This is a genomic window from Micromonospora thermarum (genome assembly GCF_012034245.1).
Taxonomy (GTDB): domain Bacteria; phylum Actinomycetota; class Actinomycetes; order Mycobacteriales; family Micromonosporaceae; genus Micromonospora; species Micromonospora thermarum.
In genome coordinates this window covers 43,707-70,513 of the sequence record NZ_JAATEO010000016.1, presented here as the reverse complement: position 1 = coordinate 70,513, position 26,807 = coordinate 43,707, and the positions used below count along the sequence as shown (strand labels likewise).

The window sequence follows — 26,807 nt, the reverse complement described above, 5'->3', positions numbered from 1 at the left end:
GATCGGTCACTTGGTCATGAGCTTTCGGTCGAGAGTTGGTGGGACGCCGCGCCCTCGGCCTTGGCCAGCAGGTCGCGGAAGCGGCCCGCACCGGCCACCGGGGACGCCCAGCCGGAGGAGATCTCGACCAGCCGGGTCTCCGGACGCTCCAACCAGGACAGGATGCGTTCGGTCTCCTCGGCGGAGGCGCGGGGGACCGGCCCGTGGCCGGGCAGGACGGTCTCCGCGGTGGCCCGGATCGCGGCGATCGTCGGTCGTGGATGGACGCCGGGCGGTGACACGCCGGCGCCGGCGAGCCGCCCGTGCCGGACCAGCGCCAGCTCCCAGCCCCCGCGCGCGGCCGGCCGGGCGGCGGCCAGCTCGGCGATCCCGGTGAGCGCGGCGAGCCGCTGCATGCGCACGGCGGCGTGCAGCACCGCGGCCAGCCGGGACCGCACCACGGCGGCCTCCTCGTAGCGCTGGCTCCCGGAGAGCACCTCGATCCGGGCGAGCAGGGCGTCCACCACCACCTGCGGGTCGCTGGCGGTGGCGGTGCGGAACGGCGTGGCCGCGCGGGCCGCGTACTCCTCGGGGGTGATCCGGTGCTCGCAGGGCGCCGCGCACCGGCCGAGCTCGGCCAACGCGCAGGCCGGCGTCACGGTCCGCAGCGAGAGCCGGTGCGTGCACTGCCGCAGCGGCACGGCGTCGTGGAAGCCCGCCGCGGCCAGCTCCGCGGCCCGGCGGGAGGTGAACGGCCCGAGGTAGGCCTCGTCGCCGGGAGCGAGGTCGCGGACCACCGACAACCGGGGGTACGGCTCGTCGGTGAGCTTCAGCCAGACCACCCGCTCCGGGAACTTCGACCGCCGGTTGTACGGCGGGGCGTGCGCGCCGATCAGCCGCAGCTCCCGCACCTCCGCCTCCAGCGAGTGGGCGCACTCCACCGCCTCCACCCGCTCGGCGGCGGCGAGCATCTCCGAGATGCGGGCCCGCTTCTCCGCCGCGGTGAAGTAGCTGCGGACCCGGGTGGCGATGTCGATCGAGGTGCCGACGTAGAGCGGGCGGTCGTCGGCGGCCCGGAAGATGTAGACGCCCGGGGCCTTGGGCAGCCCCTCGGCGAGGTGCCGCTTGCGGCGCTGGGTCGGCGTGACCGCACGCGCGAACTCGATCGCGTCGCCGATCGTGTGCACCCGGTGCCCGCCCAGGCGGGCGATCAGCCCGTGCAGCACGTCGACGGTGGCCTTCGCGTCGTCCAGCGCGCGGTGCGTCGGCTGGGTGGCCGTGCGGAAGTACGCCGCCAGGGTGCCGAGTTTGCGGTTGGGCACCTCGTCCCGGGTCAGCACCCGCCGGGCCAGCGCGGCCGTGTCCAGCACGCGGGGGTTGGGCCACCGGTAGCCGTGCGCGGCGCAGGCGGCCTTGAGGAAACCCACGTCGTACGGGGCGTTGTGGGCGACCAGGACCGCGTCGGTGGAGAGGAACTCCAGGAAGCTCGGCAGGACCTGCTCGATCGGCGGGGCCGGCAGCAGCATCGCCTGCGTGATGCCGGTGAGCACGGTGATGAAGGGCGGGATCGGCACGCCGGGGTTGACGAGGGTGGCGAGCACGCCCAGCTCCTCGCCGCCGCGGACCTTCACCGCGCCGATCTCGGTGATCCCGCCGCCGTCCGGTGCGCCGCCGGTGGTCTCCAGGTCGACCACGACGAACGTGGTCGCGTGGAGCGGCAGCTCCGGGTCGACGCCGCCCACGGTCGGGTCGAGACCGGCGAGCGACTCCTGGACATACTCCTGTTGTGCCATCGGCCGGCACGCTAGCGGCCCGGTCCGACACTCGCGCCCCACCGCCCCCACCGGCCACGGTCGTCCCGAAATGCCCGGGAGCGCCGTTGGACGCTCGGGAAATCCGCCGCAACGAGAGATCGGCTCACTCGATGGGCGGTAGGCCCGCTCGCGGTGGGAGACTTGGCCCATGCCCCTCGCCGAGCCGTACGACGACCACCTCCCCGCGGAGGAACCGGTCGCCGCCGCGCCCGACGCGGGCGTCGAGGGTACGGGGGGCGCCCTCGACGACCCCGTCGCGGCCGGCGCCACCGCCGACGACGGCGGTCCGGAGCCCGAGCCGGTGCTGCCCGAGCCGGTCCGCCAGCGGATCGTGACCCTGGCCGCCGCCGTCCTGCCCGGCCTGCCGGCCGACGAGGTGCCGGTCCCGCTGCGGCGGGTGGCGAAGTTCGCCCCCAACCGCCGCGCGCGCCTCGGCGCGCCGGCGATCGCGGCCCAGCTCACCGGCGACCCGCTGTTCCGCCAGCGGGTCACCGCCCGGGTGCTCGCCGACGCCGGCGACCTCGGCGCGGCCGTGGTCGAGGGCACCGCGCCGGCCGCCGCCGACCCGGTGGAGGTGGCGGCACTGGCGTACCTCGCGCGTCCGAGCGGCTGGCGGGAGCTGGTCGAGGCCAGCGGGGCGGCGGTGCGCGCCGAGGCGGACAGCGCGGTCGTGGCCGAGCTGGTCCGGGAAGCCGAACAGCGGGCCACCCGCGCCGAGCACGACCGGGCGGTGGCCCGGGTCGAGGCGGAGAAGCTCCGCGACGAGCTGGCCCGGGTCCGGGAGGAGCTGGGGCAGATCCGCGAGGAGGCGCGGCAGCTCGCCCGGTCGCTGCGCGAGACGCAGGCCCGGGAACGGAAGGCGGCCGAGCTGCTCGCCACCGAGCGCGGCCGGGCGGCCCGGGCGGCGGCCGACGCCGACGCCGAGCTGCGCCGGGCCCGGGCGCGACTGGCCGAGGCGGAGGCCGCGGCGGGGGTCGCGCGGGCCAGCGCGAAGGAGGCCCGGTCGGTCGACGACGCCCGGCTGTGGCTGCTGCTGGAGACGATCGGCCAGGCCGCCGTCGGGCTGCGGCGGGAGCTGGCGCTGGAACCGGTGGACAAGCTGCCCGCCGACTTCGTCGCCGACGCCTTCGCCGACCAGTCCGGCACCACGGCGGCCGGCACGGCGGCCCGCGCCCGGGACACCGACGACCCGGCCCGGCTGGACCAGCTGCTCGGCCTGCCCCGGGCGCACCTGGTGGTCGACGGTTACAACGTCACCAAGCGCGGTTTCGGCGAGATGTCGCTGGAGCAGCAGCGCAAGCGGCTCATCACCGGTCTCGGCGGCATCGCCGCGCAGACCGGTGACGAGGTGACGGTCGTCTTCGACGGCGCGGAGCGGATGCATGGCCTGCCGCCGAGCCCGCGCGGCGTACGCGTGCTCTTCTCCCGCAAGGGGGAGACCGCCGACGAGCTGATCCGGCGCCTGGTCCGGGCGGAGCCGCCGGGCCGGCCGGTGGTGGTGGTCTCCTCGGACCGCGAGGTGGCCGACGGGGTCCGCAGGCACGGCGCGTACCCGCTCGGTGCCGACGCGCTGCTGCGCCGCCTCGCCCGCTCCTGACCGGCTCCTGCGCCGACAGCCGTCGCGTCGGCCGCGGGATCCGGGGCGAGTCGGTTCCCGGCCAGGGGCCGTTTCCTTCCAGGATCTCCCCGATGGCCGCCGCTTGTCCGGTTTCTGTCGTACCCCGCGCCTAGCGTCGATGTGACGGACGGTGGTCAGGCGGCGACGACGGCGCAGGGCCGCCACCAGCGCATCAGGAGGCGGAGATGCTGATCGAGTGTGACCGGTGCGGGATCCGGGGCGACGGCTGCTCCGGCTGCCTGGTGACGGCCCTGTTCGACGAGGCGTCCCCGACGGCGGGGCTCGGCTCCGCCGAGGCCCGGGCCATCGAGGTGTTCGCCCGGGCCGGGTTCGAGGTGGAGGTGCTGCCCGGGCCCCCCGCCGGTCGTTCCCGCACTCGCCGCCGCCGGGTGGCCTGACGCGTTCGTCCCACCCCGCCGGCGCGCGCAGTTCGCCGACGCGAGTGCTGGTGCCCTTCCGTCGCCCCTGCTCAGGCCAGCTATGGCATCAACGCGTCACCCTCATGGCACCGTGCAGAGCCAAGATGGCTTGCCCATGGTGCCATCATGGTGCCATCATGGCACCATGAACCTCACGCCGTATGTCGAGCTGCTTCGACGGGAATTGGCGGTCGCTGCCGCGGCCGGCGGAGACGAGGCGCGGGAGCTCGCCGAGCGCCTCACCGCGCCCCTCGAGTCGGCGATCCGGCTCACCCTGCTCGAGGCGCTCTCGGCAGCCACCACCGAGATCACCCGTGACCTGGCCCCCGGCTCGGTCCACCTGCGCCTCAACGGGCGGGACCCGGACTTCGTCGTGACCCCTGCGGCCACTGAGCGGCCGGTAGCCGTCGACCAGACACCGACCGTCCCCGCGGCGGCGATCGACGAGCCCGTGTCGTCCGCCGGCGACAAGGGCGGCACCGCTCGCATCAACCTCCGCCTCCCGGACGACCTCAAGGCGCGGGTCGAGGAAGCCGCCGCCCGCGAGCGGCTGTCGGTCAACTCCTGGCTCGTCCGGGCTGCCGGCGCCGCGCTGGGCAGCGGCCCCACCGTCAGCGGCCCCGCCGCCAGCTCCGGCCAGCGCTTCACCGGCTGGGTGCGCTGACCCGTCAGCGGAACCTCGACCAGCCGGCCGGCCATCCCGTAGCCACTCACCATTGGGGATCAGCGATGCCAACCTTTGACACTCCCAACCCGATTTCCGCCTCGGTCAGCCTCAGCTTCGTCGTCGGCAACGTACGGATCAGCGCCAGCGACCGCAGCGACACCACCGTCGACGTGCGACCCATGGACGGGTCCAGCAAGGCGGACCTGAAGGTCGCCGAACAGACCCGCGTCGAGTACGCCGACGGCACGCTCACGGTCAGGGTGCCGAAGCAGCTCAGCTCCCTGTTCACCCGGACCGGTGGGGTGGACGTCACGATCGAACTGCCGTCGGGCTCCCAGGTGCAGGCCGACACCGGGATGGGGGAGCTTCACTGCGAGGGCCGGCTCGGCGACTGCCGGCTCAGGAGCGGCCACGGACCGATCCGACTCGACGAGGCCGGCCAGCTGAACGCGAGCAGCGGCTTCGGGGACGTCATCGTCGACCACGTCGACGGGGGTGCCGAGGTCACCACCGGCAGCGGCGTCGTCCGCGTCGGCCGGATCGCCGGACCGGCAAGGGTGAAGAACTCCAACGGCGACACCTGGATCGGGGAGGCCACCGGCGACCTGCGGGTCAACGCGGCGAACGGCAACGTCACCGTGGACCGGGCCCACGCCGGCGTCACCGCGAAGACCGCCAGCGGCGGCGTACGGATCGGCGAGGTCACCCGCGGCGCGGTGACGGTCGAGTCCGCGGCCGGCTCCCTGGAGGTCGGCATCAGCGCCGGCACGGCCGCCTGGCTCGACCTCAAGACCTCCGCCGGGCGCGTCCGGAACGAACTCGCCACCACCCCGGGGCCGGACAGCACCGACCAGACCGTCGAGGTGCGGGCCCGCACCTACGCCGGCGACATCCTCATCCGCCGCGCCTGACCTGTAGCTACCTGGAGGAGATCCCGTGTCCACACCACACCCGGCGATCAGGGTCACCGGCCTGCGCAAGGCGTACGGCAAGAAGCTCGTACTCGACGGCATCGACCTGGAGGTGCCGGCCGGAACGATCTTCGCGCTGCTGGGCCCCAACGGCGCCGGCAAGACCACCACCGTCCAGATCCTCTCCACCCTGATCGACGCCGACGCCGGCGACATCCGGATCGACGGGCGGGACCCGGCCCGCGACCCCGACGCCGTACGCGACGCGATCGGCGTCACCGGGCAGTTCTCCGCGGTGGACAACCTGCTGACCGGCGAGGAGAACCTGAAGCTGATGGCGGACCTGCGCCACCTGGACCGGGCCGCCGGGCGGCGACGCGTCGCCGAACTGCTCGACCGGTTCGACCTGGTCGAGGCCGCCCGCAAGCCGGTGGTGACCTACTCCGGCGGCATGCGCCGCCGCCTCGACCTCGCCATGACCCTGGTCGGTAGCCCGCGCGTCATCTTCCTCGACGAGCCGACCAGCGGCCTCGACCCGCGCAGCCGCCGCACCATGTGGCAGGTCATCCGTGACCTCGTGGGCGGTGGGGTGACCATCTTCCTCACCACGCAGTACCTGGAGGAGGCCGACCAGCTCGCCGACCGGATCGCGCTGCTCGACCACGGGCGCCTGGTCGCCGAAGGCACCCCCGACGAGCTCAAGCGCCGCATTCCCGGTGGTCACGTCCAGCTGCGGTTCACCGACCCCACCGGCCTCGACCTGGCCGCCCGCATGTTCGGCGACGGGTCACGCGACGACGACGCGCTCACGCTGCGGATCCCGAACGACGGTCGGGTCCGGTCGCTGCGGACCCTGCTCGGCCGGCTCGACGACGCCTCGATCGAGGTCGAGGAACTGTCGGTGCACACGCCGGACCTCGACGACGTCTTCCTCACCCTCACCGGGCAACCCCACAAGGAAAGGGCAACCGTGCGATGAGCTCCGCCACCTACGCCGTACGCGACTCGACCACCATGCTGCGGCGCAACCTGCGACGCATGCAGCGTTACCCGTCGATGACGCTGATGCTCATCGGCATGCCGGTCGTCCTGCTGCTGCTGTTCGTCTACGTCTTCGGCGGCACCATGGGCGCCGGGCTCGGCGGCGTCTCCGGCGGCCGAGCGGACTACGCCAACTACATCACCCCCGGCGTCCTCCTGATCACCATCGCCGGCGTCGTCCAGGGCACGGCGATCTCCGTCGCGATGGACATGACCGAGGGCATCATCGCCCGCTTCCGGACCATGGCGATCTTCCGGCCCGCCGTGCTGACCGGCCACGTCGTCGGCAGCATGATCCAGACCCTGCTCGCACTGCTGGTCGTCACCGGGGTGGCCCTGCTCGTGGGCTTCCGACCCACGGCCACCCCGATCGAATGGCTCGCCGCCCTCGGCATCCTCGCCGCGATCACCTTCGCGGTCATCTGGTTCTCGGTCGCCTGTGGCCTGGTCAGCAAGACCGTCGAGACGGCGAGCAACCTCCCCATGCCGCTGATCCTCCTGCCGTTCCTCGGCAGCGGGTTCGTCCCCACCGACTCCATGCCGGCCGCGGTGCGCTGGTTCGCCGAGTACCAGCCCTTCACCCCGGTCATGGAAACGCTCCGCGGCCTGCTCCTGGGCACCGGCATCGGCAACAGCGCCGGGCTCGCCATCGCCTGGAGCGTCGTCATCACCGTCGCCTGCTACCTGTGGGCCAGGAAGCTGTACAACCGCGACCCCTCCCGCTGATCCACACCGTTGACGGCTGTCACGTGATCCACGTGGCACCCGTCGCCGGCTTTCCACGCCGCGGGTCAGGTCGTGGACACGCCGCCGTGGCGAACTGCGAGGGCACTACGATGGGCGGTCACGACGGGAGGAGCGGCGGCATGAATCGGGTACGCCCGGGCGACGAGGGCCCCGTCGCGATGGCCGTCGGCCACCCCGGCGGCACGCGGGAGATGACGGCGTGAGCCCCCGCGGCTGGGCCGTGCTCACGCTGGCCGGGCTGCTCGTGGCGCTGGCCGTCGTCGCCGCCGTCCTCATCCCGTGGCAGCGCCCGCCGGCTCCCCGCGCCGACCAGCTCGCCGCTTTGCGGGACCTGCCGGCCGAGCAGGTCGCCCGGGGTCGTGAGTTCCGCGCGGCGCTGCGGCCCGGCGGCTGGGCCGCCCTCGGGATCGGGCTGCTGGTGGCGCTCGCGCTCGGGCTCACCCCGCTGGGCAGCCGCCTGGTCGAGCTGGCCGGGCGCCCCTTCGGCGGGCACTGGGCCGCGCAGGCGGTGCTCGGCGGGCTCGCCGTGGTGCTCCTCGCCGACCTGGTCACCCTGCCCTTCGCCGCTTGGCGGCACACCGTGCTGACCCGCTACGGGCTGGCCACCAACGGCTGGGGCGGCTGGTCGGTCGACCTGCTCAAGTCGTACGCCGTCAGCGCCGTCATCGGCGCGGTGGCCCTGCTCGGGTTCTACAGCGTGATCCGGCTGGCGCCGCGCTGGTGGTGGGCGCTCGGCGCGGCCGGGGCGGCCGGCCTGGTCGTGCTGCTGTCGTTCGTGCTGCCGGTGCTGGTGGAGCCGGTGTTCAACCGGTTCACCCCGATGGAGCCGGGCCCGCTGCGTACCCAGCTGATGGACCTGGCGGCCCGCGACGGCGTACCGGTCCGCGACGTGCTTGTGGCCGACGCGTCCCGCCGCACCCGCGCGGTCAACGCGTACGTCTCCGGGCTCGGCCCGACCCGGCGGATCGTCGTGTACGACACGCTGCTGCGCGAGGCCAGCCCGGCCGAGGTGACGGCCGTGGTGGCGCACGAACTGGGCCACGCGAAGGACCGGGACGTGGCGGCCGGCACGCTCACCGGCGCGCTGGGCGCGGCGGCGGCGGTCGTGGCGCTCTACCTGCTCGGCTCCTCCGGCCCGCTGCTGCGCCTGGCCGGCGTCGACTCGGTCGCCCAACCCCGGGCGTTCCCGTTGCTGGTGGCCCTGGTGACGGTGGCCGGGCTGCTGTCCGCGCCGGCGCAGGCGCTGATGTCGCGGCGGGTCGAGGCGCGCGCCGACGCCCACGCGCTCGCGCTCACCGGCGATCCGACAGCCTTCGAGGCGATGCAGCGGCGGCTCGCCGGCATCAACCTCGCCGACCCCGATCCACCTCGCCTGGAGTACCTGTACTCCGCCTCCCACCCGTCCACCGTGGAGCGGATCGCCGCCGCCCGCGCCTACGCCAGGAAGACCGGTCGATGAGTCGGACGTTGCTCGTCACCAACGACTTCCCGCCCCGACCCGGGGGCATCCAGTCGTTCGTGCACAACCTCGCCGTCCGGCAGCCCCCGGGGTCGGTGGTCGTCTACGCGTCCAGTTGGCGGGGCGCCGACAAGTTCGACGCCGACCAGCCGTTCGAGGTGGTCCGCGAACGTACCCGCGTGCTGCTGCCCACCCCGCTGGTGGCCCGGCGGGCGGCGCGGCTGGCGCGGGCGTACGACTGCGACACCGTGTGGTTCGGCGCGGCGGCCCCGCTCGGGCTGCTCGCGGCGGGCCTGCGCCGGCGGGCCGGGATCCGGCGCGTCGTGGCGCAGACCCACGGGCACGAGGTGGGCTGGGCCGCGCTGCCCGGCGCCCGGGCCGCGCTGCGCCGCATCGGGCGGGGCGTCGACGTGACGACCTACCTCGGGGAGTACACCCGGGTCCGGCTGGAGCGGGCGCTGCACGGGGTGACCGAGCTGCACCGCCTCGCGCCGGGTGTCGACGTGGACGCGTACCACCCGTCGGTCGACGGCGAGCCGGTGCGCGTACGGCTCGGGCTGGCCGACCGCCCGGTGGTGGTCTGCGTGTCCCGGCTGGTGCCGCGCAAGGGTCAGGACGTGCTGATCCGGGCGCTGCCGGAGATCCGCCGTCGGGTCCCGGACGCCGCGCTGCTCGTCGTGGGGGGCGGCCCGTACCGGGCGACGCTGGAGAAGCTGGCCCGGCAGAGCGGGGTCGAGCGGGACGTCGTGTTCACCGGCACGGTCCCGGCGGCCGAGCTGCCCGCCCACTACGCGGCCGGCGACGTGTACGCGATGCCCTGCCGCACCCGCAACCGCGGGCTGGACGTGGAAGGGCTCGGCATCGTCTACCTGGAGGCGTCCGCGACCGGCCTGCCTGTGGTCGCCGGTGACTCCGGCGGCGCGCCGGACGCCGTCCGCGACGGGGAGACGGGCTACGTGGTGCGGGGACGGGACGTCGCCCAGATCGCCGACCGGGTGGCGACGCTGCTCGCCGACCGTGACCTGGCCCGCCAGTTCGGCGCCGCCGGCCGCGCCTGGGTCGAACGCGAGTGGCGCTGGGAGACCCAGGCCCAGAGGATGACCACCCTCCTCGAGAGCTGACCCACCCCACGGCCCCACGCCCCCGCGCGCGCCACGCCCCGCGCTCCTTCCGGCGTCGATCTTGCACTTCCTGCCCCGACATAAGGGAGCAAAAAGGCCATAAGGAGGACCGAAAGTGCAAGATCGACGGGGAAGGCGCGCGGGGAGGGCGGGGGAATGTGGGGTGGTCAGGAGAGGTCAGGAGAGGTCAGGAGAGGCGGGCCAGGATGCGGTCGGCCGGTTCCGGGCGGCCGAAGTGCCAGCCCTGCCCCGCGTCGCAGCCGATGGCGCGCAGCCGCTCGGCCTGGCCGGCCGTCTCCACGCCCTCGGCGGTGACCGTCAGGTCCAGCGCGTGCGCCAGCGACACCAGCGAGGCGAGGATCCGCTCGTCGGCCCGGGCCTCCGGGGTCCGTAGGCCGGCCACGAACTCGCCGGCCACCTTCAGCTCGGTCACCGGCAGGTCCCGCAGGTACGCCAGGTTGCAGTAGCCGGTGCCGAAGTCGTCGATGGCGATCCGCACGCCGAGGTCGGCGAGCACCCTCAGCGCCCGGACCGGCTCCTCGGCGGTGCTCATCATGGTGCTCTCGGTGATCTCCAGCTGCAGCCGCTCCGGTGGCAGGCCGGTGTGCCGCAGCAGCGTGCGGACCTCCTGCACCAGGCCCGGACGGTGCACCTGGCGTACGGCCAGGTTGACGCTCACGAAGGGCGCCGCCCCGCCGCTCGCCGACCAGGTCCCCGCCGCCCGGCACGCCTCGGCGAGCACCCAACCGCCGAGCGGCACGATCAGCCCGGTCTCCTCGGCCAGGTCGATGAAGCTGTCCGGCCGCAGCACACCCAACTGGGGGTGGCGCCAGCGCACCAGCGCCTCCACACCGATGAGACGGCCGTCGCGCAGGGAGGCCAGCGGCTGGTAGTCGAGGAAGAACTCGCCCCGCTCCAGCGCGGCCGGGATCGCCGCCGACAGGGCCTGCCGGGCCAGTTGGCGGTGGTGGCGCTCGGCGTCGTACAGCTCCCAACAGTCCCCGCCGGCCGACTTGGCCCAGTGCATGGTGCAGTCGGCGGCACGCATCAGCTCGCCCGGGGAGGTGCCGGCGACCTGCCGCTCGACGAGGCCGACGCTCGCCGTCACGGCCACCTCGTGACCCGCCACCAGGGCCGGCTCGTGCACGGCGGCGAGGGCGGCCTCGGCGACCGCGATGACGTCCCGGGTGCCCCCGGTGTTCTCGATCAGGACGACGAACGCGTCGCCGCCGAGGCGCGCGACGAGGTGGCCGTCGAGGGCCCGCCGGAACCGGTCGGCCACCATGGTGAGCAGGGCGTCGCCGACCTGGTGCCCGTACGAGTCGTTGATCCGCTTGAAACGGTCCAGGTCGAGGAAGCAGAGCCCGACGCGGTCGGCCGCCCGGCCGGGGGTGTTGACGGCCGCGGCGAGGCGCTCGGTGAACAGCGCCCGGTTCGGCAGGCCGGTGAGCGGGTCGTGGGTGGCCTGGTGCCGGAAGCGGGCCTCACTGGCCCGCAGCGCCCGCTCCGCCTCCGCCCGCGCGGTCATCGCGGCCCGCCGGATCGACTCCTGCTCGTCCAGCGTGCGGTCGCGCAGCGCCCGTGCGTATCCGGTTGCCACCGCGGCGAGGAGCCGGGCCATCCGGTCCTCGACGTCGTCGGCGACCAGCCCCAGGTCGCGTACCAGCCGGAGCTGGACGACCTCGACCGTACGACCCAGCCCCTCGGCGGACGCGATGTGCGCGGCCACCAGTTCCGCACCCACCCGCTGCCCGGCCCGCAGGTCGAACGGCTCGGCGAGCAGGGCCGCCGCCAGGTCCTGGGCGAGGCGGCACAGCAGCGCCTCGAGCTGGGCCTGGGTCATCGGCAGGTAGCTCGTCCCGCTGACCGCCTTCGCCCACGCGCCGGCGAAGGTCGCCGCGCCGGACGTCGCGGCGCCGGCCCCGGTCGCGGGCCACGCCGCCGGGCCGCCCCCGGCCGGACCACCGGGCACGAACGTTCCGGGCGGTTCCGAGGCTGCCGGGAAAGCACGCGACGGCGGCGGGCCCAGCCGGCGACCGGCGGCGTCGGAGGCCGGTCCGGACACCACTGTGGTGTCCGGACCGGTCCCCGCCTTGCCGGACCGCCGCCTGGGCTCCGCCTCGCTCGCCCCGGAACTCCCCGGCAGCCTCTCAGCCACCGAGGCGCCCCACCCCGCCGATGAACGCCGACCGCTCGGCCTCCTCGGCGCTCTCGGGCGACTCCGGACGCCACTGGGGCACCCAGACCACGCCCGGTTCCACCAGCTCGAAACCGTCGAACAGAGCGGTCAGCTCGCTCCGGCTACGGATCCACAGGGGATTGTCGGTGCGCCGGTAGACCGCCTCGGCCTCGGCCCGCTCGTCGTCACCCCGCCCGTCGGCGCTGGCCTGCGACAGCACCAGCCAGCTGTCCGGGGCGAGCGCGTCGCGCAGCGTCCGCAGCAACTCGGCGGGCCGGTCGTCGTCGGGGACGAAGTGCAGGACGGCGACGATGAGCACGGCGACCGGCCGGTCGAAGTCGATCAGCCGGCGGACGTCGGGGTGGTCGACGATGCGCTCGGGGTGGCGCAGGTCCTCCTGCACGATCGTCGCCCCGTCGTTGCCGGCGAGGATCTCCCGGCTGTGCGCCACGGCCACCGGGTCGACGTCGACGTACACGACCCGGGCGTCCGGCGCGGCCCGCTGCGCGATCTCGTGCACGTTGCCGACGGTGGGGATGCCCGAGCCGATGTCGAGGAACTGCCGGACGCCGGCGTCGACCAGGAACTGCACGGCCCGCCGGAGGAAGGCCCGGTTGGCCTGGGCCATCAGCGGCGCCTCGGGCACCGCCGCCACCATCGCCTGCGCCGCCGCGCGGTCCACCGCGAAGTTGTGCGACCCGCCAAGGTAGTAGTCGTACATGCGGGCCACGCTGGGGCGTTCGATGTCGATCTCGTCGGGTGCCCAGTTCGGCCGTCCCATGCCTCACCCTCTTCGCGCGCACGGGCCGCGCCGCCCGTGGACCGCCTTCCGCCGGGGGAGACCATAGCGCGTCACCGCACCGGCCGAACACGGCGGTCGATGAAAAAGATTCGCGCCCGCCGGGGGTGGGCGCGGACCGACGGTGGACGGACGGGTCAGAACTTCGGCGCGTCCGGTGCCTCGAGCAGGCCGAGCCGCAGCGCGGTCATCAGCGCCTGGGCACGGTTGGCGGCGCCCAGCTTCTCGTACAGCTTGGAGATGTGGGTCTTGGCGGTGGACTCGCTGACGAAGAGCTGCTTGGCGATGCCCGCGACGCTCATGCCGTCGGCGAGCAGCCGCAGCACCTGACCCTCGCGGGGGGAGAGCTGCGGACCGGACGGAGCCAGCCGGCGCTTCATCGCCTCGGCCAGGTCGGCGGCGGTGAACGCACTGGGGGAGGAGGCGGCGTGCCGGGCGGCGGCGACCACCTCGTCGGCCGGGGCGGTCTTCGGCACGAAGGCGCTCGCGCCGGCCTCCAGCGCGCCGAAGAGCTGGTCGTCGCCGGCGTACATGGTGAGCACGACGATGCCCATGGTGGCGCTGGACTTGCGCAGGGCGCGGGTGGCTTCGAGGCCACTGCCGTCGGGCAGACGCAGATCCATGATCACCACGTCGGGCTGGAGCGCACCGGCCTGGCGGACGCCCTCGGCCGCCGTGGCGGCCTCGCCGACGACCTCGAACTGGCGGTCGCGCTCGAAGGCGTGCCGGAGGCCCTTGCGGATCAGATCGTGATCGTCGACAAGGAGGACCTTGGTGCGGGTGGCCGGTGTCGGGCTTGTGGTCATCCTCGCGTTACTCCCCTTCTGCTGCTGCGCTGCCACGCACGGTATCGCGTCGGGGCGACGAACCCACCACCACCGCCACCGTCGTGCCACTTGGTTGCCGCGGCCTGATCTCCAACCGGCCCCGGATACGTTCCGCCCTCTCGGCCATGATCGCAAGACCGTAGTGCCCGTCGGTGCGCTGGTCACCCATCCCGTGACCGTCATCCGACACTTCGATCTGGGCGTACGGGGGGTCCACCTCGCAGGTGACCCACAGGTTCGCGGCGCCGGCGTGCTTGCGCGCGTTGGTCACCGCCTCCTGGGCGATGCGCAGCAGCTCGGCCTCGGTGGCGGCGGGCAGCCGGGCCGTCGACTCGTCCAGCGACAGGTGCACCCGCAGCCCGCCGGAGGCGCCGACGGTGCGCGCGTACTCGGCGATCGCGGCCGCCAGCCCGCCGTGCCGGTCCACCTCGCTGCGCAGCTCGAACAGGCTCAGCCGCAGCTCGGTGATCACCCGGGTGACCTCCTGGCGCAGCGTCCGCAGGCTCTCGGCGGTCTCCTCGGCGTCGTCGTGCACGGTGGCCAGGGCGTTGTCGATGCCGTAGCCGACCATCACCAGCTCCTGGGCCACGCCGTCGTGGATCTCCCGGGCCAGCCGCTGCCGCTCCTCGTTGGTCGCCAGCGACCGGACCTCGTCGAAGAGCAGCGCCGCCTCCAGGCGCAGCGCCGCCGGGCTGGTCAGCGCGGTCACCCGGGACACCACGTCCGGCGGGTACGCGTGCGCGGCGTCCGCCTCCAGCACCACCAGCCCCACGGTGCGCACCCCGGCGACCAGCGGGACGATCAGCGCGGAGACGTCCTTACCGGCGTGGGAGCGGGCCTGGGAGCGCGCCGCGGTCTGCGGCTGCTGGCTCGCCCACGCGTCGGCGATCGCCGAGTCCGCGTCGAGGGTCGTCTCCCAGTCCACCCGGTCGACGCCCGACTGGGCCAGCACCACCAGTCGCCCGCCGCCGCTGGCCGACAGCACCGCCGCCCGGCCTGCCGGGGCCACCGCCCGCAGCTCCTCCAGCAGGTGCTCCGAGATGCCGCCCGGGTCCAGGGTGGCGCCGGGCAGCTGCCGGGCGACCGTCCGGAGCTGCGTGAGCAGCCGGGTCGCCTCGGCGTACGGCTGCGGCTTGCCGTCGCCGCGCGCCTGCATCACCCGGTGCAGGGTGCTCGCCGCGTAGAGCCCGAGGGCGGCGAGGATCAGCCACTGGGCGCAGACGGCCAGGTAGCCGACCTGGGCGAGCTGCCGCCTCCCGTCGACCTCGGTCAGCGCGCCCGCGACCAGCAGGGTGACCGCGGCGACGGCGAGCAGCGCGGCGCCCTCGCGGAACCGCCGGCGCAGCGCCGTGACGGTGACCGGGACGGCCAGGTACGGCAGCACCGCCGAGGCGCCCAGCCCGCCGTTCTGCGCGCCGATCGTCGCGACCGAGGCGACCTGGCTCGCGGCCAGCCCCAGCACCACCACCTCGGCCACCCGGCTGAGCGGCCCGAGCCGGTGGTGCGTCGGCGCCAGCAGCGCGGGCAGGCCCGCCACCGCCAGCAGCGCGATCCACCACAGCTGGGCGACGTCACGCGTGGCGAACAGGGTCAGGACGGCGACCAGCGCCAGCATGACCACGCGCGCGGCGGCGGCGAGAGGGTGCGGGCGCGGGAGGGCGGATGTCGAGGCGGGCACGTGACGGATGGTAGTCAGCCGCGGTAGATGTCGGCGATCTCCGCGGCGTACGACTTGTGCACGACCTGCCGCTTGACCTTGAGCGACGGGGTCAGCTCGCCGGTCGCCTCGGTGAAGTCCCGGGGCAGGATCCGGAAGACCTTGATCGCCTCGGCCTTGGACACCACCTGGTTGGCGGCGTCGATCGCGGTCTGGATCTCGGCCCGCAGCTCCGGGTGCTCGCACAGCTGCTGGACCGGGGTGTCCGCCGGCAGGCCGGCCGCCTCCAGCCACTTGGGCAGCGCCTCCTCGTCGACGGTGACCAGCGCCGCGATGAAGGGCTGCCGGTCACCGACCACGACGCACTGGCTGATCAGCGGGTGCGCCCGGACCTGGTCCTCCAGCACCGCCGGGGCGACGTTCTTGCCGCCGGCGGTCACGATGATCTCCTTCTTGCGGCCGGTGATGCTCAGGTAGCCGTCGCTGTCGAGCTGGCCCAGGTCGCCGGTGCGGAACCAGCCGTCGTCGGTCAGCGCCTCGCCGGTGGCGACCTCGTTGCGCCAGTAGCCCTTGAAGATCAGGTCACCGGCGATCAGGATCTCGCCGTCGTCCTCGATCCGGATGGTCACGCCGGGCAGCGGCCGGCCGACGGTGCCGATCCGGGTCGCGTCGGGCAGGTTGGCGGCGGCCGCGGGGGAGGTCTCGGTCAGGCCGTACCCCTCGCAGATGGTCACCCCGATGCCCCGGAAGAAGTGCCCGAGCCGGGCGCCCAGCGGCGCGCCGCCGGAGATGGCGTCGCGGCACCGGCCGCCGAGTGCCGCGCGGAGCTTGCGGTAGACGAGCCGGTCGAAGAGCGCGTGCTGCGCGCGCAGTGCCAGGCCGGGGCCGGCCGGGGTCTCCAGCGCCTCGCTGTACGCGATGGCGACGGCCTCGGCGCGGGCGAAGATCTTCCCCTTGCCGTCGGCCTCGGCCTTCTGCTTGGCGGCGTTGTAGACCTTCTCGAAGACCCGGGGCACGGACAGCACGAACGTGGGACGGAAGGCCTGGAGTTCGGCGACCAGGTTCTTCGTGTCGGCGCAGTGCGCCATCGTGGCGCGCGCCTGCACGACGCCGATCTGGATGAGCCGGGCGAAGGCGTGGGCCAGCGGCAGGAACAGGAGGGTGGACGCGTTCTCGCGGAACAGGTTCGGCAGGACCGGCACCGCGTTGGCGATGTCCGCGTACATGTTGCGGTGGGTGAGCATGCAGCCCTTCGGGCGGCCGGTGGTGCCACTGGTGTAGATGATGGTGGCGAGGTCGCCGGAGCGGACCGCCGCGCGGCGCCGCTCGATCTCGGCCGGGTCGACCGCGGCGCCCGCCGCGACCAGCTCGTCCACCGCGCCGAGGTCGAACTGCCACACGTTCGCCAGCTCGGGGACCCGGTCCCGGACGCCGGCGACCAGCGTGGCGTGGGCGTTGGTCTCCACCAGCGCGGCGACGGCGCCGGAGTCGGACAGGATCCACGCGGCCTGCTCGGCGCTCGACGTCTCGTAGATGGGCACGGTGACCGCGCCGGCCGCCCAGATGGCGTAGTCGAGCAGGGTCCACTCGTACCGCGTGCGGCTCATCAGGGCGACCCGGGCGCCGGGCTGCACGCCGGCCGCCACCAGACCCCGGGCCACCGCCACGACCTCGTCGCGGAACTGCCGGCAGGTCACCTCGACCCGGGCGCCCTCGGGGCCCGGCCGGACGAACTGCACCGCGTCCGGGGCGACCTCGGCATTGTCCCAGACCGGGTCGGTGAGGTTGGCCGAGTCGCCGACGGTGACGATCGGCGGGACGGAGAACTCGCGCACCTGCACTCTCCTCGTGCTCACACTGGCCGGGCGGGCCGCCACCTCGGGTCGGCTCTGTCGAAACCTACCCGCCCGACGGGGAGGGTGGCGCAGGCAGGTTCCTTCCGCCGCCGGGTAGCCTCCCCCCATGGCGGACTCCTCCACCCAGTCGATCATCATCGGCGCGCCACCGGAACGGGTGGCGGCGGTCATCTGCGACTTCCCGAGCTACCCGGAGTGGACCGAGGCGGTGCGGGACGTGGAGGTCGTCGAGGAGTACGAGGACGGCTATGCGAGCCAGGTCCGGTTCACCATCGACGCGGGCGTGATGGCCGACGAGTACGTGCTCGCCTACGAGTACGCGGAGGACCTCACCCGGATCGAGTGGCACCTGGTGGCGCCCTCGAAGATGCAGAAGTCCCAGCGTGGCTCGTACGACCTGGTGGGCAACCGTGACGGCACGACGACGGTGACCTACACGCTGGAGGTCGAGCTGTCGGTGGGGATGCTCGGCATGTTCCGCCGCAAGGCCGAGAAGATGATCATGGACACCGCGTTGAAGCAGCTCAAGCGCCGGGTAGAAGCACCCGGTGCGGCGCAGTGACGCGGTCGGCGGCCCGGCCGCCCCGGTAGAGGAGCCGAGCGTGGGGGCAACGGATCCGGGCTCGGCCCGGGAAGAGGCGGAACGACTGGTCGCCACCCTGCTGGCCACCGCGCGGCTGGCCGCGGCGGGATCGGAGTCGGGGGCGTGGGGTCCGCTCGGTGGGATCGTGTCGAGTGTCCTCAATCACAGCGGCGTCCCGGGCGGTTCGGCAGGGTCGTCCAGGGGCGGTTTCGCCACCGGTACGGCCGAATGCTGCATCTGTCCGGTCTGCCGCGCTGTCGCCGCGTTGCGCGACCCGAGTCCGGAATTCGCCGAGCGCCTCGCCACCGGAGCGGGCGACCTGGCCGCCGGCGTGGCCAGCCTGCTCCGCGCGTTCGCCCCGGCCGAGCCGGCCCACGAGCGGGCCGACCGGCCCAGGCCGGCCACCCCGGCCGCCGGCACCGAGGACCACGTGTGGCGCGAGGCCACCCGGAGCGGGCATGATTCTCCGTCGGCGCCCGAGGGGGACGTCTGGTCCGCCGCCACCCGCGCGGAGGAGACACCCGACCCGGCCGCCGCACCGCCCGTCGACGTCGCCGGGCCGGCCGCGCCGCAGACCGTACGGGCGACGGCCGACCGTCCCGTGGTGCCCGCCTCCCGGGTGCCCGGCGACGCGGGCGAGGACGCCCGGGGGGCCTGACCACCACCTCCCGTCACCCACCGAGCGATGCCGTGGGGCCGGGGCAGCACAGCAGAGGGGAGTGGCAGCGGTGACGCTGACCATCGGAGTCGACGTCGGTGGCACGAAGGTGGCCGGCGGTGTCGTGGACGACGCCGGCAGGGTCCTGGTGCAGGCCCGACGGGACACTCCCGCCGATGACGTCGGCAAGACCCGGGACGTCATCATCGAGGTGGTCGGCGAGCTGGCGCACGGGCGGACGATCGAGGCGGTCGGCATCGGCGCGGCGGGCTGGATCAACGCCGGGCGCTCCACCGTGCTCTTCGCCCCCAACCTGGCCTGGCGCGACGAGCCGCTCCGCGACTACGTCAGCGCGGCGGTGGACCTGCCGGTGATCGTCGAGAACGACGGCAACGTCGCCGCGTGGGCCGAGTTCCGGCACGGCGCCGCCCGCCACGCCGACGACTCGATGGTCATGTTCACGATCGGCACCGGCGTGGGCGGCGGCATCGTCCTCGGCGGCGAGCTGGTCCGCGGCGCCAACGGCATCGCCGCCGAACTCGGCCACATGCTCACCGTTCCGGACGGGCACCAGTGCGGCTGCGGCCGCCTGGGCTGCATCGAGCAGTACGCCAGCGGGAGCGCCCTGGTCCGTTTCGCCCGCGCCGCCGCCCGCCAGGAGCCGCACCGCGCCACCGCGCTGCTGGACCTGGCCGGCGGGGAGGTCGAGGCGATCACCGGCCCGATGGTGACGGCCGCCGCCAAGGGCGGCGACCCGGTCTCCGCCGAGGCGTTCGCCCTGGTCGGCCGCTGGCTGGGCACCAGCCTCGCGGACATGGCGCAGATCCTCGACCCCCAGGTGTTGGTCGTCGGCGGTGGCGTCGTCGATGCCGGTGACCTGCTGATGGGCCCGACCCGCCGCTCCTTCACCGAGGCGCTGGCGCAGCGCGGCCGGCTGCCGGTGGCCGACATCCGGCCGGCCCAGCTGGGCAACACCGCGGGCGTCATCGGCGCCGCCGACCTCGCCCGTCGGATCTAGGGCCGGGGTTGGCTGCACCGGGTGCCGGCGTGCCGCTGCGCGTCGTGTCGTACAACATCCACAGCCAGCGGGACGACACCGCCGCGTTGGCGGCGGTGGTCCGTGCCGCCGCGCCGGACGTGGTCGTCGTGCAGGAGGGGCCGCGCCGGTTCCGCTGGCGGCAGAAGTCGGCGGCGCTCGCCGAGTCGTTCGGGCTGGTGGTGGCGGCGGGCGGGCTGCCCGCGTTGGGCAACCTGCTGCTGACCAGCCTCCGGGTCCGGGTGACCGCCAGCCGGTGCCAGCGGTTCCCGCTCACCCCCGGCCGGCACCTGCGGGGCGCCGCGTACGCCGACTGCGTGGTCGGGCGGGGCGCCCGGTTCACCGTCGCCGGGTCGCACCTGTCCACCGATCCGGCGGAGCGGCCGGCCCAGGCCGAGCTGTTCGCGCGGGGGCTGGCCGACGCGCCGTGGCCGGTGATCGCGGGCGCGGACCTCAACGAGGGGCCGGACGGGCCGGCCTGGGCGACCGTGGCGGCGGGGCGCACCGACGCGGCGGTGGCGACGGACCGGGCCGACCGGCTCACCTTCTCGTGCGGCAACCCGAGCCGGCGGATCGACGCGCTCTTCGTCGACCCGCGGATCACCGTCGTCGACTACGACGTGGTGGACACGCCGGAGACCCGCCGCGCCAGCGACCACTTCCCCGTCCTGGTCGACCTGCTGCTGCCCCCGACCGACTGACCGCCGCGCGGGGGCCGGGGCTGGACATCGGCCATCCGATGTGGGCAGGATGCTGCGCGACCCGGCACCCGTGCCGCACATAAGGAGATCCCTCGGTGTCCACCTCCACCGACGACGGCCGGCCCGACCCGGAGTCGAGCACCGTCGACCTGACCCGCGACGGCCGCCCGGTCTCGGACCGGGGCGACACGGTCTGCGTGATCGGTGCCGGCGCGAGCGGGCTGACCGCCATCAAGAACCTCAGCGAGCACGGGTTCGGCGTCGACTGCTACGAGCGGGAGACGGGGGTCGGCGGCGCGTGGAACTGGCGGCACGACCGCAGCCCGGTGTACGCGAGCACCCACCTGATCTCGTCCCGCCCGTTCACCCAGTTCCCCGACTTCCCGATGCCGGACGACTGGCCGGACTACCCGCACCACAGCCAGTTGCTGTCCTACTTCGAGCGGTACGCCGACCACTTCGACCTGCGCCGGCACATCTGGTTCGGCACCGAGGTGGTGCGGGTCGAGCCGGTGGCCGGGGACCGTTGGGACGTCACCACCCGGAGCACCGGCGGCTACGGCCCGGAGCGCACCTCCCGGTACGCGGCCGTCGTGGTCGCCAACGGCCACAACTGGTCGCCGAAGCTGCCGAGCTACGACGGCCTCGCCGAGTTCCGCGGCGAGATCATGCACGCCTCGTCGTACAAGGACCCGGCACAGCTACGCGGCAAGCGGGTGCTGGTGGTCGGCGCGGGCAACACCGGGTGCGACATCGCCGTCGAGGCCGGGCAGCAGGCGTCCCGTTGCTGGCACTCCACGCGCCGCGGCTACTGGTACACCCCCAAGTACGTGCTCGGCCGCCCCGCCGACCAGGTCAACGACGCGCTGCTGGCCCTGCGGGTCCCGCGGCGGGTCCGGCAGTGGCTCTACCACCTGACGCTGCGGCTGACCGTCGGCGACCTCACCCGCTTCGGCCTGCCGAAGCCCGACCACCGGGTGTACGAGACCCACCCGATCGCCAACAGCCAGCTCGTCTACCACGTCGGCCACGGCCAGATCACCCCGGTCCCGGACGTCACCCGCTTCCACCCGTACGCCGTGGAGCTCGCCGACGGCCGGCAGATCGACCCGGAGCTGGTCGTCTTCGCCACCGGTTACCTGCCGCGGTTCGAGTTCCTCGACCCGAAGATCCTCGGCGACGACGCCGCGACCGGCCGGCCGACGCTGTGGCTCAACGCGTTCGTGCCCGGTCACCCGACGCTCGCGGTGGCCGGTCTGGTGCAGCCCGACTCCGGCATCTTCACCCTGTCGCACTGGCAGGCGGTGCTGTTCGCCCGGCTGCTGCGGCTGCGCGTGACCCACCCGGACCGCGCGGCGGCCTTCGCCGGGAAGGTCACCGCGAAGGCGGGGGAGCGCTACTCCGGGCCGGTCAAGGACAGCACCCGGCACTGGTTCGAGGTCGGCCACGCCGACTACCTGCGCGCCGTCCAGCGTGCCCTGCGGGACCTGGAGACGCGGTGAGCGTGAGGAGCGGGCGTTCGTGGGCGGCTCGCGTGGGACGCGGCCGCGCACGAACGCGAGGTGCAGCGGGGCGAAGCCCCGCAGTCGCGAACGAAAGGTCGGCACAGTGACCCAGCAGGTGCGGATCATGCGGGGGTGGGAGTGGGCCCGGCCGGTCCGCCCGGTCCGGCGCGAGGTGCTGGGCGCCACCCCGGAGGTGGAGGAGGGTCGCCCGCCACTGCTGTTCGTGCCGGGCTTCGGGCACGGCGCGTGGGCGTTCGCCGAGCACTGGCTGGGGCACGCCGCCGGGCGCGGCTTTCCCGCGTACGCCGTGAGCCTGCGCGGCCACGGCGGCAGCGGCCCGGCGCCGGACGCGACGCTGCGGGCGTACGCCCATGACGTGGTGCAGGTGGCGGCGGGCCTGCCGCGCCAGGCGGTGCTGGTGGGGCACGGTGCCGGGGCACTCGTGGTCGCACACGCCCTGGCGCGCTACCCGGCCCGCGCCGCCGTCCTGGTGGCGCCGGTGCTCGGCGGTTGGGGTACGGCGCTGACCGCGCTGCGCCGCAACCCCCTCGGGACGCTGCCGGCGCTGGCCGGCGGCCGGTTGCGGTTGAGCCGATCCCAGCTGTTCAGCCGGGAGCTGCCGGAGGCGGACGCCCGGCGGCACGCCGCCCGGCTGGGCCGGGCCGCCCGGCGTGCCCAGTGGCAGTTGCTGCTCGGTCGGGAGCCGGAGCCGGCGGTGGGCGAGCCGCCGGTGCTGGTGCTCGGCAGCCCGGACGACCGGGTGGTGCCAGCGGCGGCGCTGACCCGCGCGGCCCGGCGGTACGGCTCCGCGCCGCTGCTCTTCCCCGGCATGGGGCACGACCTGATGCTCGACGCCCGCTGGCGGGAGCCGGTCGACGCGATCCTGGACTGGCTGGAGAAGGACCCGGACCCCGGCCGGGGCTGAGCGCGGCCGTGGTCGAGGGCCTGCCCGGCCAGGACAGGCCCTAACCGGCGGCGCCGAGCCGGCTGACCAGCGACCCGTCCTCGTCGAGCGCGGAGAGGTAGGAGCGGGCCCAGGCGCGGATGTCGTGCCGGTGCAGGTGCGCGCGCATGGCCCGCATCCGCTCGCGGACGTCGTCCGGCGCGGCGCGCAGGGCCGCGAGCAGACCCTGCTTGAGGCCCTCCAGGTCGTGCGGGTTCACCAGGTACGCCTGGGACAGCTCGGCGGCGGCGCCGGCGAACTCGCTCAGCAGCAGGGCCCCGGTGTCGTCGACGCGGGCGGCGACGTACTCCTTGGCCACCAGGTTCATGCCGTCCCGCAGCGGGGTCACCGCCATGACGTCGGCGATCCGGTACAGGGCCGCCAGCTCGGCGCGGTCGAACGGCTGGGTCAGGTAGTGGATGGCGGGCTCGCCGACCCGCCCGAACTCGCCGTTGATGCGGCCGACCTCGCGTTCGACGCGCTCGCGGAGGATCTGGTACTGCCCGACGCGTTCCCGGCTCGGCACCGCCACCTGCACCAGCACCGTGTCCCGGACCTTGACGTGACCATCGACGATCAGCTCGCTGTACGCCTTGAGCCGCTGCTCGATGCCCTTGGTGTAGTCCATCCGGTCGACGCTGAGGATCACCTGGTCGGGGCTGCCCAGGTCGCGGCGCAGCCGGGCGGCGTGCTCGGCGACGTCCGGCCGGGCGGCCAGGGCGGCCATCTCGGCGGTGTCGATGGAGACCGGGAAGGCGCCGATGCGCACCACCCGGTCGTCGACGGCGATCCGGCGGTCGGTGGCCGGCAGCTCGAGCACCTTCGCCGCGAGCTGGGCGAAGTTGTGCGCCGCCTGGGCCCGCTGGAAGCCGACGAGGTCGGCGCCGAGCATGCCGCGCAGCAGCTCGGCCCGGCGGGGCAGCTGCATGAACAGCTCCGGCGGCGGGAACGCGACGTGCAGGAAGAAGCCGATCCGCAGGTCCGGCCGGAGCGCCCGGAGCAGGCCCGGGACGAGTTGGAGGTGGTAGTCCTGCACCCACACCACGGCGCCGGGCTCAGCCACCTCGGCGGTCGCCTCCGCGAAGCGCTGGTTGACCCGCTGGTACGCCTCCCACCAGCGGCGGTGGTGCTCGGGCTGCTCGACGGCGTCGTGGTAGAGCGGCCACAGGGTGGCGTTGGCGAAGCCTTCGTAGTGGTCGCGCAGGTCGCCGGCGGTCAGTGCCACGGCGTGCATGCGGACGCCGTCGATGTCCGGCAGCACGGGGGCCGGCCCGGTGCCGCCGGCCCACCCCACCCAGGTGGCGGGGGTGTGCCGCAGGAGCGGGTGCAGCGCGCTGACCAGGCCGCCGGGGCTGCGGCGCCACTCGCAGGCGCCGTCCGGGGCCACACTGTCGTCGATGGGGAGGCGGTTGGCGACCACCACGAGGGAACTCTGTCGCATCTCGGGCGTTCCGATCTGCCGGGGAGCGACCGCCGGTGCGAAGGGGGAGGAACGACCGGCAGTCAGCGGAGGGGGGACTTGACGGACAGCGGTATTCCTACTGACCGTAAGTTACACCACTGTTACACGACTGGCGGGGCGGCGGCCGTCCCGGGATGCGGGCGCAGTGACGGTGGTCGACGCGATCCGCCCGCGCCGGGCGGTCAGACGACGGCGCCGTCGTCCGGGTCGTGCTCGTCGCGGTCGCCCGGGCGCAGCCGCCAGACCAGCGTGACGAAGCCCGCCAGGATGCCGGTGAAGCCGAGCAGCGTGACCACGGACGGGTCGGCCGGGAACACCGAGGGGAACAGGAACAATACGAACCCGACCACGATGGCCAGCGTGCCGATCGCGGCGTACTTGGAGATCCGGGGCAGTGGTGGGGGCGGGGGCGGGGTGTACCGGTCCTCGTCCTCGTCGTCGGGGAGGTCCGCCCCGAACGTGTCCAGCCCGTCCAGCAGCGACGGCGCGTCGTCCCGGCCCCGCCCGACGGTCACGCCGGAGATGTCGGCCGCGTACGGCAGCGGCCGGGCCTCGGTGACGGTCGGACCGTCGGCACCGGCCCGGCCCGGGCGGGTGTCGTCGATGTCCTCGGCGGCGGGCCACGGGTTGTCACCGCCGGGGGCGGTGGCGTGGAAACCGGCGACGATGCGGGCCCACTCGGCGTCGATGTCGGGCTCGTCGTCGCGCGCGCGTTCGGCGGCGCCCTCGTCGGCGAGCTGGGTCAGGTAGTCGCGGGCGGTCGTCAGGTGCGAGCGGTCCACGTACAGGCGGTCGACCGGCCGGGACGGGACGGTGGTGGTGCGCGTGACCGGGTTGAGGTCGGCGGAGGGTTGCAGGTACGCGGCGATACCCCCGGCCGCCAGCACGTCCAGCAGGTGTTCGCCGACCCGGGGGTCGACGTCGCCCGCGACCGCGTACTCGGTCGCGTCGAGCCCGTTGTCCCGCCGCCCCCGGCGGGCGCCACCCGCTGACACCGGACAACCTCCTCAACGCGCGCCCGTGGCGCGCCACCTGAGCCCCCTCGGCGTCCCCACGCCGTGCCATGAATCGTGACACGTCGGCACCCGGTTCCGGGAGTGCGTTGTGTCGCGTCTTGCCCGCCAGGGGTCGCTCCGCTGGTGGCGGGCCGGGACGTTTGTCCGTTTGTGCGTAGACCGCGCCCTCTGCCGCGTGACCCGGCCGGGGTCATGCGCGGACCGCGCCCTCGCCGTGGCCCGGCCGTCCGTGCGCCAACGACGCGGGGCCGGCGCGGCGACCCGGTGCCGCCGGCGCCGGGCCGGCCTCAGCGGGGGATCGCCGCGACGATGTCGGCGATGTCGACCCGGACCGGGTCCGGGTTCGCCCAGCTCCAGTTCGGGTGGGCGCGGTTGGTCAGCAGGACCAGGACCATCCGCCGGTCCGGGTCGACCACGAGGGAGGTGCCGGTGAAGCCGGTGTGCCCGAAGGTGCGCGGACCGCTCAGCCGGCCCATGAACCACGGCTGGTCGAGCACGACGCCGAGGCCGTGCGCGGCGGTGCGGGTGGGCCGCTCCGGGTCGACGGCCGGCAGGCCGGCGTTCACGTTGGTGAGCATCTGCCGGGTGATCTCCTCGGAGAGGATCCGGACGCCCTGGTAGGCACCGCCGTTCAGCAGCAGCTGACCGATGACGGCCACCTCGGCGGGGGTGCTGAAGATGCCGGCGTGGCCGGCGATCCCGCCCATGTGGTTGGCGACGTCGTCGTGCACCACGCCCCGGAGCAGCCCCCGCGACGAGCGCGCGTCGGTGGCGACGAGTCGGGCGGCCTGGTCGGCGGCGCTGAGCCAGGTCTTCGGGTTGAAGCCCGTGAACCGCAGGCCGAGCGGGCCGGTCAGCCCGGTCTTGAGCGCCTGGTCGAACCGCTGGCCGGTGACCTTCTCGACGAGGAACGCGAGCACCATCAGCCCGACGCTGGAGTACCGGAACACCGTGCCGGGCACCGCCCCGCTCACCAGGGGGGTGGCCAGGACGGCCGCCCGGCGGGCCGCGTCGTCGGGCAGGCCCGCGACCTTCGCCCCGACCGGCAGGCCGCTGGTGTGGGACAGCAGCATGGCGACGGTGACCTTGTCCTTGCCGGTGCCGGTGAAGCCGGGCAGGTAGTCCACCACCCGCGCGGACAGGTCGATCCGTCCCTTGTCGACCTGCTGCAACGCCAGGATCGAGGTGTAGACCTTGGTGATCGAGGCGAGGTCGAAGATCGAGTCGTGCCGCATCGTCACCTGCTTCGACGCGGGCAGCAGGACCGGCCCGGCGTCGTAGCGCAGCGCCTTGCCGACCACCGCCCGCGCCACCATGGCCCCGTTGACCAGGCACAGCGCGACCGCGCCCGCGTACGCCGGATGCTGCGGGTTGGCACGGGTCGGCGAGAGATGGCGGTTGAGCGTGATGACCAGCCGGCCGGCCGCGTTGGCGCCGCCGCGGACCGTCGCCCCGCTGGTCCCGGTGGCGTCCGGCTCGGCGATTCGTGCCGCCGCCGACCGGCTGGGCGCGGCCGACGCGCTCGCTCCCCGGCTCGCGGTGGGCGCGGCGGACGGGCCGGCGGTGGCCGACCGGGCCACCTCGCGGCAGCCGGCGACGGTGGCGGCGGCGACCGCGAGACCGGTGCCGAGCACGGTACGACGGTGCAGGGACATGCGGCGCATCATGGCAGGCGCGGCCGACCGAATCCAGCCCGCCGGCCAGCCGCGGACATCGACGGCGACTGTGACTTACGTCATAGGTAAAGGCCGATGTGGTCCGGGGTTGGCGCGGCGTCCCGGCCGGGCCGGGTCACCGATCGTCACCAGG

Annotated in this window: 23 protein-coding genes; 14 read left to right on the top strand and 9 right to left on the bottom strand. The window is 74.4% G+C overall.

Translation table 11 applies throughout. The features are described 5' to 3' along the window. Window positions 1-14: 14 nt before the first annotated feature. Entirely contained in the window at window positions 15-1,772 is a 1,758-nt protein-coding gene (locus HCJ94_RS16160) for a DEDD exonuclease domain-containing protein (RefSeq protein WP_168001850.1), read from the bottom strand. A gap of 169 nt (window positions 1,773-1,941) precedes the next feature. Between HCJ94_RS16160 and HCJ94_RS16155 the strand changes: the two genes are divergently transcribed. From HCJ94_RS16155 to HCJ94_RS16120, 8 genes are all read left to right on the top strand, one after another. After that, on the top strand, window positions 1,942-3,390 hold the full coding sequence (locus HCJ94_RS16155) for an NYN domain-containing protein (RefSeq protein WP_168001849.1): 1,449 nt from the start codon (window positions 1,942-1,944) through the stop codon (window positions 3,388-3,390). Between the two features lie 206 nt (window positions 3,391-3,596). Beyond that, entirely contained in the window at window positions 3,597-3,809 is a 213-nt protein-coding gene (locus HCJ94_RS16150) for a hypothetical protein (RefSeq protein ID WP_168001848.1), read from the top strand. 166 nt (window positions 3,810-3,975) lie between these two features. Beyond that, window positions 3,976-4,494, top strand: a complete 519-nt coding sequence (locus HCJ94_RS16145) for a toxin-antitoxin system HicB family antitoxin (protein WP_168001847.1) — start codon at window positions 3,976-3,978, stop codon at window positions 4,492-4,494. A gap of 65 nt (window positions 4,495-4,559) precedes the next feature. After that, window positions 4,560-5,408: a DUF4097 family beta strand repeat-containing protein gene (locus HCJ94_RS16140; RefSeq protein ID WP_168001846.1), complete on the top strand. Its 849-nt coding sequence runs from the start codon at window positions 4,560-4,562 to the stop codon at window positions 5,406-5,408. A 25-nt stretch (window positions 5,409-5,433) separates the two neighbouring features. Next, window positions 5,434-6,387: an ATP-binding cassette domain-containing protein gene (locus tag HCJ94_RS16135; protein ID WP_168001845.1), complete on the top strand. Its 954-nt coding sequence runs from the start codon at window positions 5,434-5,436 to the stop codon at window positions 6,385-6,387. Next, window positions 6,384-7,175 carry an ABC transporter permease gene (locus HCJ94_RS16130; protein WP_168001844.1) on the top strand — a complete coding sequence of 264 codons (792 nt, stop codon included), beginning with the start codon at window positions 6,384-6,386 and terminating at the stop codon, window positions 7,173-7,175. Before HCJ94_RS16135 ends, HCJ94_RS16130 begins: the two co-directional genes overlap by 4 nt. A 220-nt stretch (window positions 7,176-7,395) precedes the next feature. After that, on the top strand, window positions 7,396-8,655 hold the full coding sequence (locus HCJ94_RS16125) for a M48 family metallopeptidase (protein ID WP_168001843.1): 1,260 nt from the start codon (window positions 7,396-7,398) through the stop codon (window positions 8,653-8,655). Further along, window positions 8,652-9,776, top strand: a complete 1,125-nt coding sequence (locus HCJ94_RS16120; protein ID WP_168001842.1) for a glycosyltransferase family 4 protein — start codon at window positions 8,652-8,654, stop codon at window positions 9,774-9,776. The genes HCJ94_RS16125 and HCJ94_RS16120 overlap by 4 nt, the downstream gene beginning before the upstream one ends. Before the next feature lie 187 nt (window positions 9,777-9,963). Here HCJ94_RS16120 and HCJ94_RS16115 read toward each other — a convergent pair whose 3' ends face one another. The 5 genes from HCJ94_RS16115 to HCJ94_RS16095 form a co-directional block, all read right to left on the bottom strand. Beyond that, window positions 9,964-11,619 (bottom strand): putative bifunctional diguanylate cyclase/phosphodiesterase, encoded by a 1,656-nt coding sequence (locus HCJ94_RS16115; RefSeq protein WP_168001910.1) that lies wholly within the window; start codon window positions 11,617-11,619, stop codon window positions 9,964-9,966. A gap of 307 nt (window positions 11,620-11,926) precedes the next feature. Beyond that, window positions 11,927-12,736 carry an SAM-dependent methyltransferase gene (locus tag HCJ94_RS16110; protein WP_168001841.1) on the bottom strand — a complete coding sequence of 270 codons (810 nt, stop codon included), beginning with the start codon at window positions 12,734-12,736 and terminating at the stop codon, window positions 11,927-11,929. A 155-nt stretch (window positions 12,737-12,891) separates the two neighbouring features. Further along, the gene (locus tag HCJ94_RS16105) at window positions 12,892-13,560 is read right to left on the bottom strand and encodes a response regulator transcription factor (protein ID WP_088972416.1); all 669 of its coding nucleotides are present in this window, start codon (window positions 13,558-13,560) and stop codon (window positions 12,892-12,894) included. A 7-nt stretch (window positions 13,561-13,567) separates the two neighbouring features. Continuing rightward, a complete protein-coding gene (locus tag HCJ94_RS16100; protein ID WP_168001840.1) occupies window positions 13,568-15,259 on the bottom strand; it encodes a sensor histidine kinase in 1,692 nt (563 codons plus the stop codon). A gap of 14 nt (window positions 15,260-15,273) precedes the next feature. Then, on the bottom strand, window positions 15,274-17,073 hold the full coding sequence (locus HCJ94_RS16095) for an AMP-dependent synthetase/ligase (protein WP_168001839.1): 1,800 nt from the start codon (window positions 17,071-17,073) through the stop codon (window positions 15,274-15,276). Between the two features lie 127 nt (window positions 17,074-17,200). Between HCJ94_RS16095 and HCJ94_RS16090 the strand changes: the two genes are divergently transcribed. From HCJ94_RS16090 to HCJ94_RS16065, 6 genes are all read left to right on the top strand, one after another. After that, the gene (locus tag HCJ94_RS16090) at window positions 17,201-17,656 is read left to right on the top strand and encodes an SRPBCC family protein (protein WP_168001838.1); all 456 of its coding nucleotides are present in this window, start codon (window positions 17,201-17,203) and stop codon (window positions 17,654-17,656) included. A gap of 40 nt (window positions 17,657-17,696) precedes the next feature. Beyond that, window positions 17,697-18,335: a hypothetical protein gene (locus HCJ94_RS16085; RefSeq protein WP_168001837.1), complete on the top strand. Its 639-nt coding sequence runs from the start codon at window positions 17,697-17,699 to the stop codon at window positions 18,333-18,335. Window positions 18,336-18,396: 61 nt separating this feature from the next. Beyond that, entirely contained in the window at window positions 18,397-19,353 is a 957-nt protein-coding gene (locus tag HCJ94_RS16080) for an ROK family glucokinase (protein ID WP_309227305.1), read from the top strand. 8 nt (window positions 19,354-19,361) lie between these two features. Then, a complete protein-coding gene (locus HCJ94_RS16075; protein ID WP_168001835.1) occupies window positions 19,362-20,072 on the top strand; it encodes an endonuclease/exonuclease/phosphatase family protein in 711 nt (236 codons plus the stop codon). Window positions 20,073-20,167: 95 nt separating this feature from the next. Beyond that, window positions 20,168-21,574, top strand: coding sequence for a flavin-containing monooxygenase (locus HCJ94_RS16070; protein ID WP_168001834.1), 1,407 nt, complete (start codon window positions 20,168-20,170; stop codon window positions 21,572-21,574). A gap of 106 nt (window positions 21,575-21,680) precedes the next feature. After that, a complete protein-coding gene (locus tag HCJ94_RS16065; protein ID WP_168001833.1) occupies window positions 21,681-22,502 on the top strand; it encodes an alpha/beta hydrolase in 822 nt (273 codons plus the stop codon). A 40-nt stretch (window positions 22,503-22,542) separates the two neighbouring features. Here HCJ94_RS16065 and HCJ94_RS16060 read toward each other — a convergent pair whose 3' ends face one another. From HCJ94_RS16060 to HCJ94_RS16050, 3 genes are all read right to left on the bottom strand, one after another. Next, a complete protein-coding gene (locus HCJ94_RS16060; RefSeq protein WP_168001832.1) occupies window positions 22,543-23,961 on the bottom strand; it encodes an alpha,alpha-trehalose-phosphate synthase (UDP-forming) in 1,419 nt (472 codons plus the stop codon). A gap of 203 nt (window positions 23,962-24,164) precedes the next feature. After that, a complete protein-coding gene (locus tag HCJ94_RS16055) occupies window positions 24,165-24,977 on the bottom strand; it encodes a DUF308 domain-containing protein (protein ID WP_168001831.1) in 813 nt (270 codons plus the stop codon). 308 nt (window positions 24,978-25,285) lie between these two features. Further along, window positions 25,286-26,653, bottom strand: coding sequence for a serine hydrolase domain-containing protein (locus HCJ94_RS16050; protein WP_240944258.1), 1,368 nt, complete (start codon window positions 26,651-26,653; stop codon window positions 25,286-25,288). Between the last annotated feature and the right edge of the window lie 154 nt (window positions 26,654-26,807).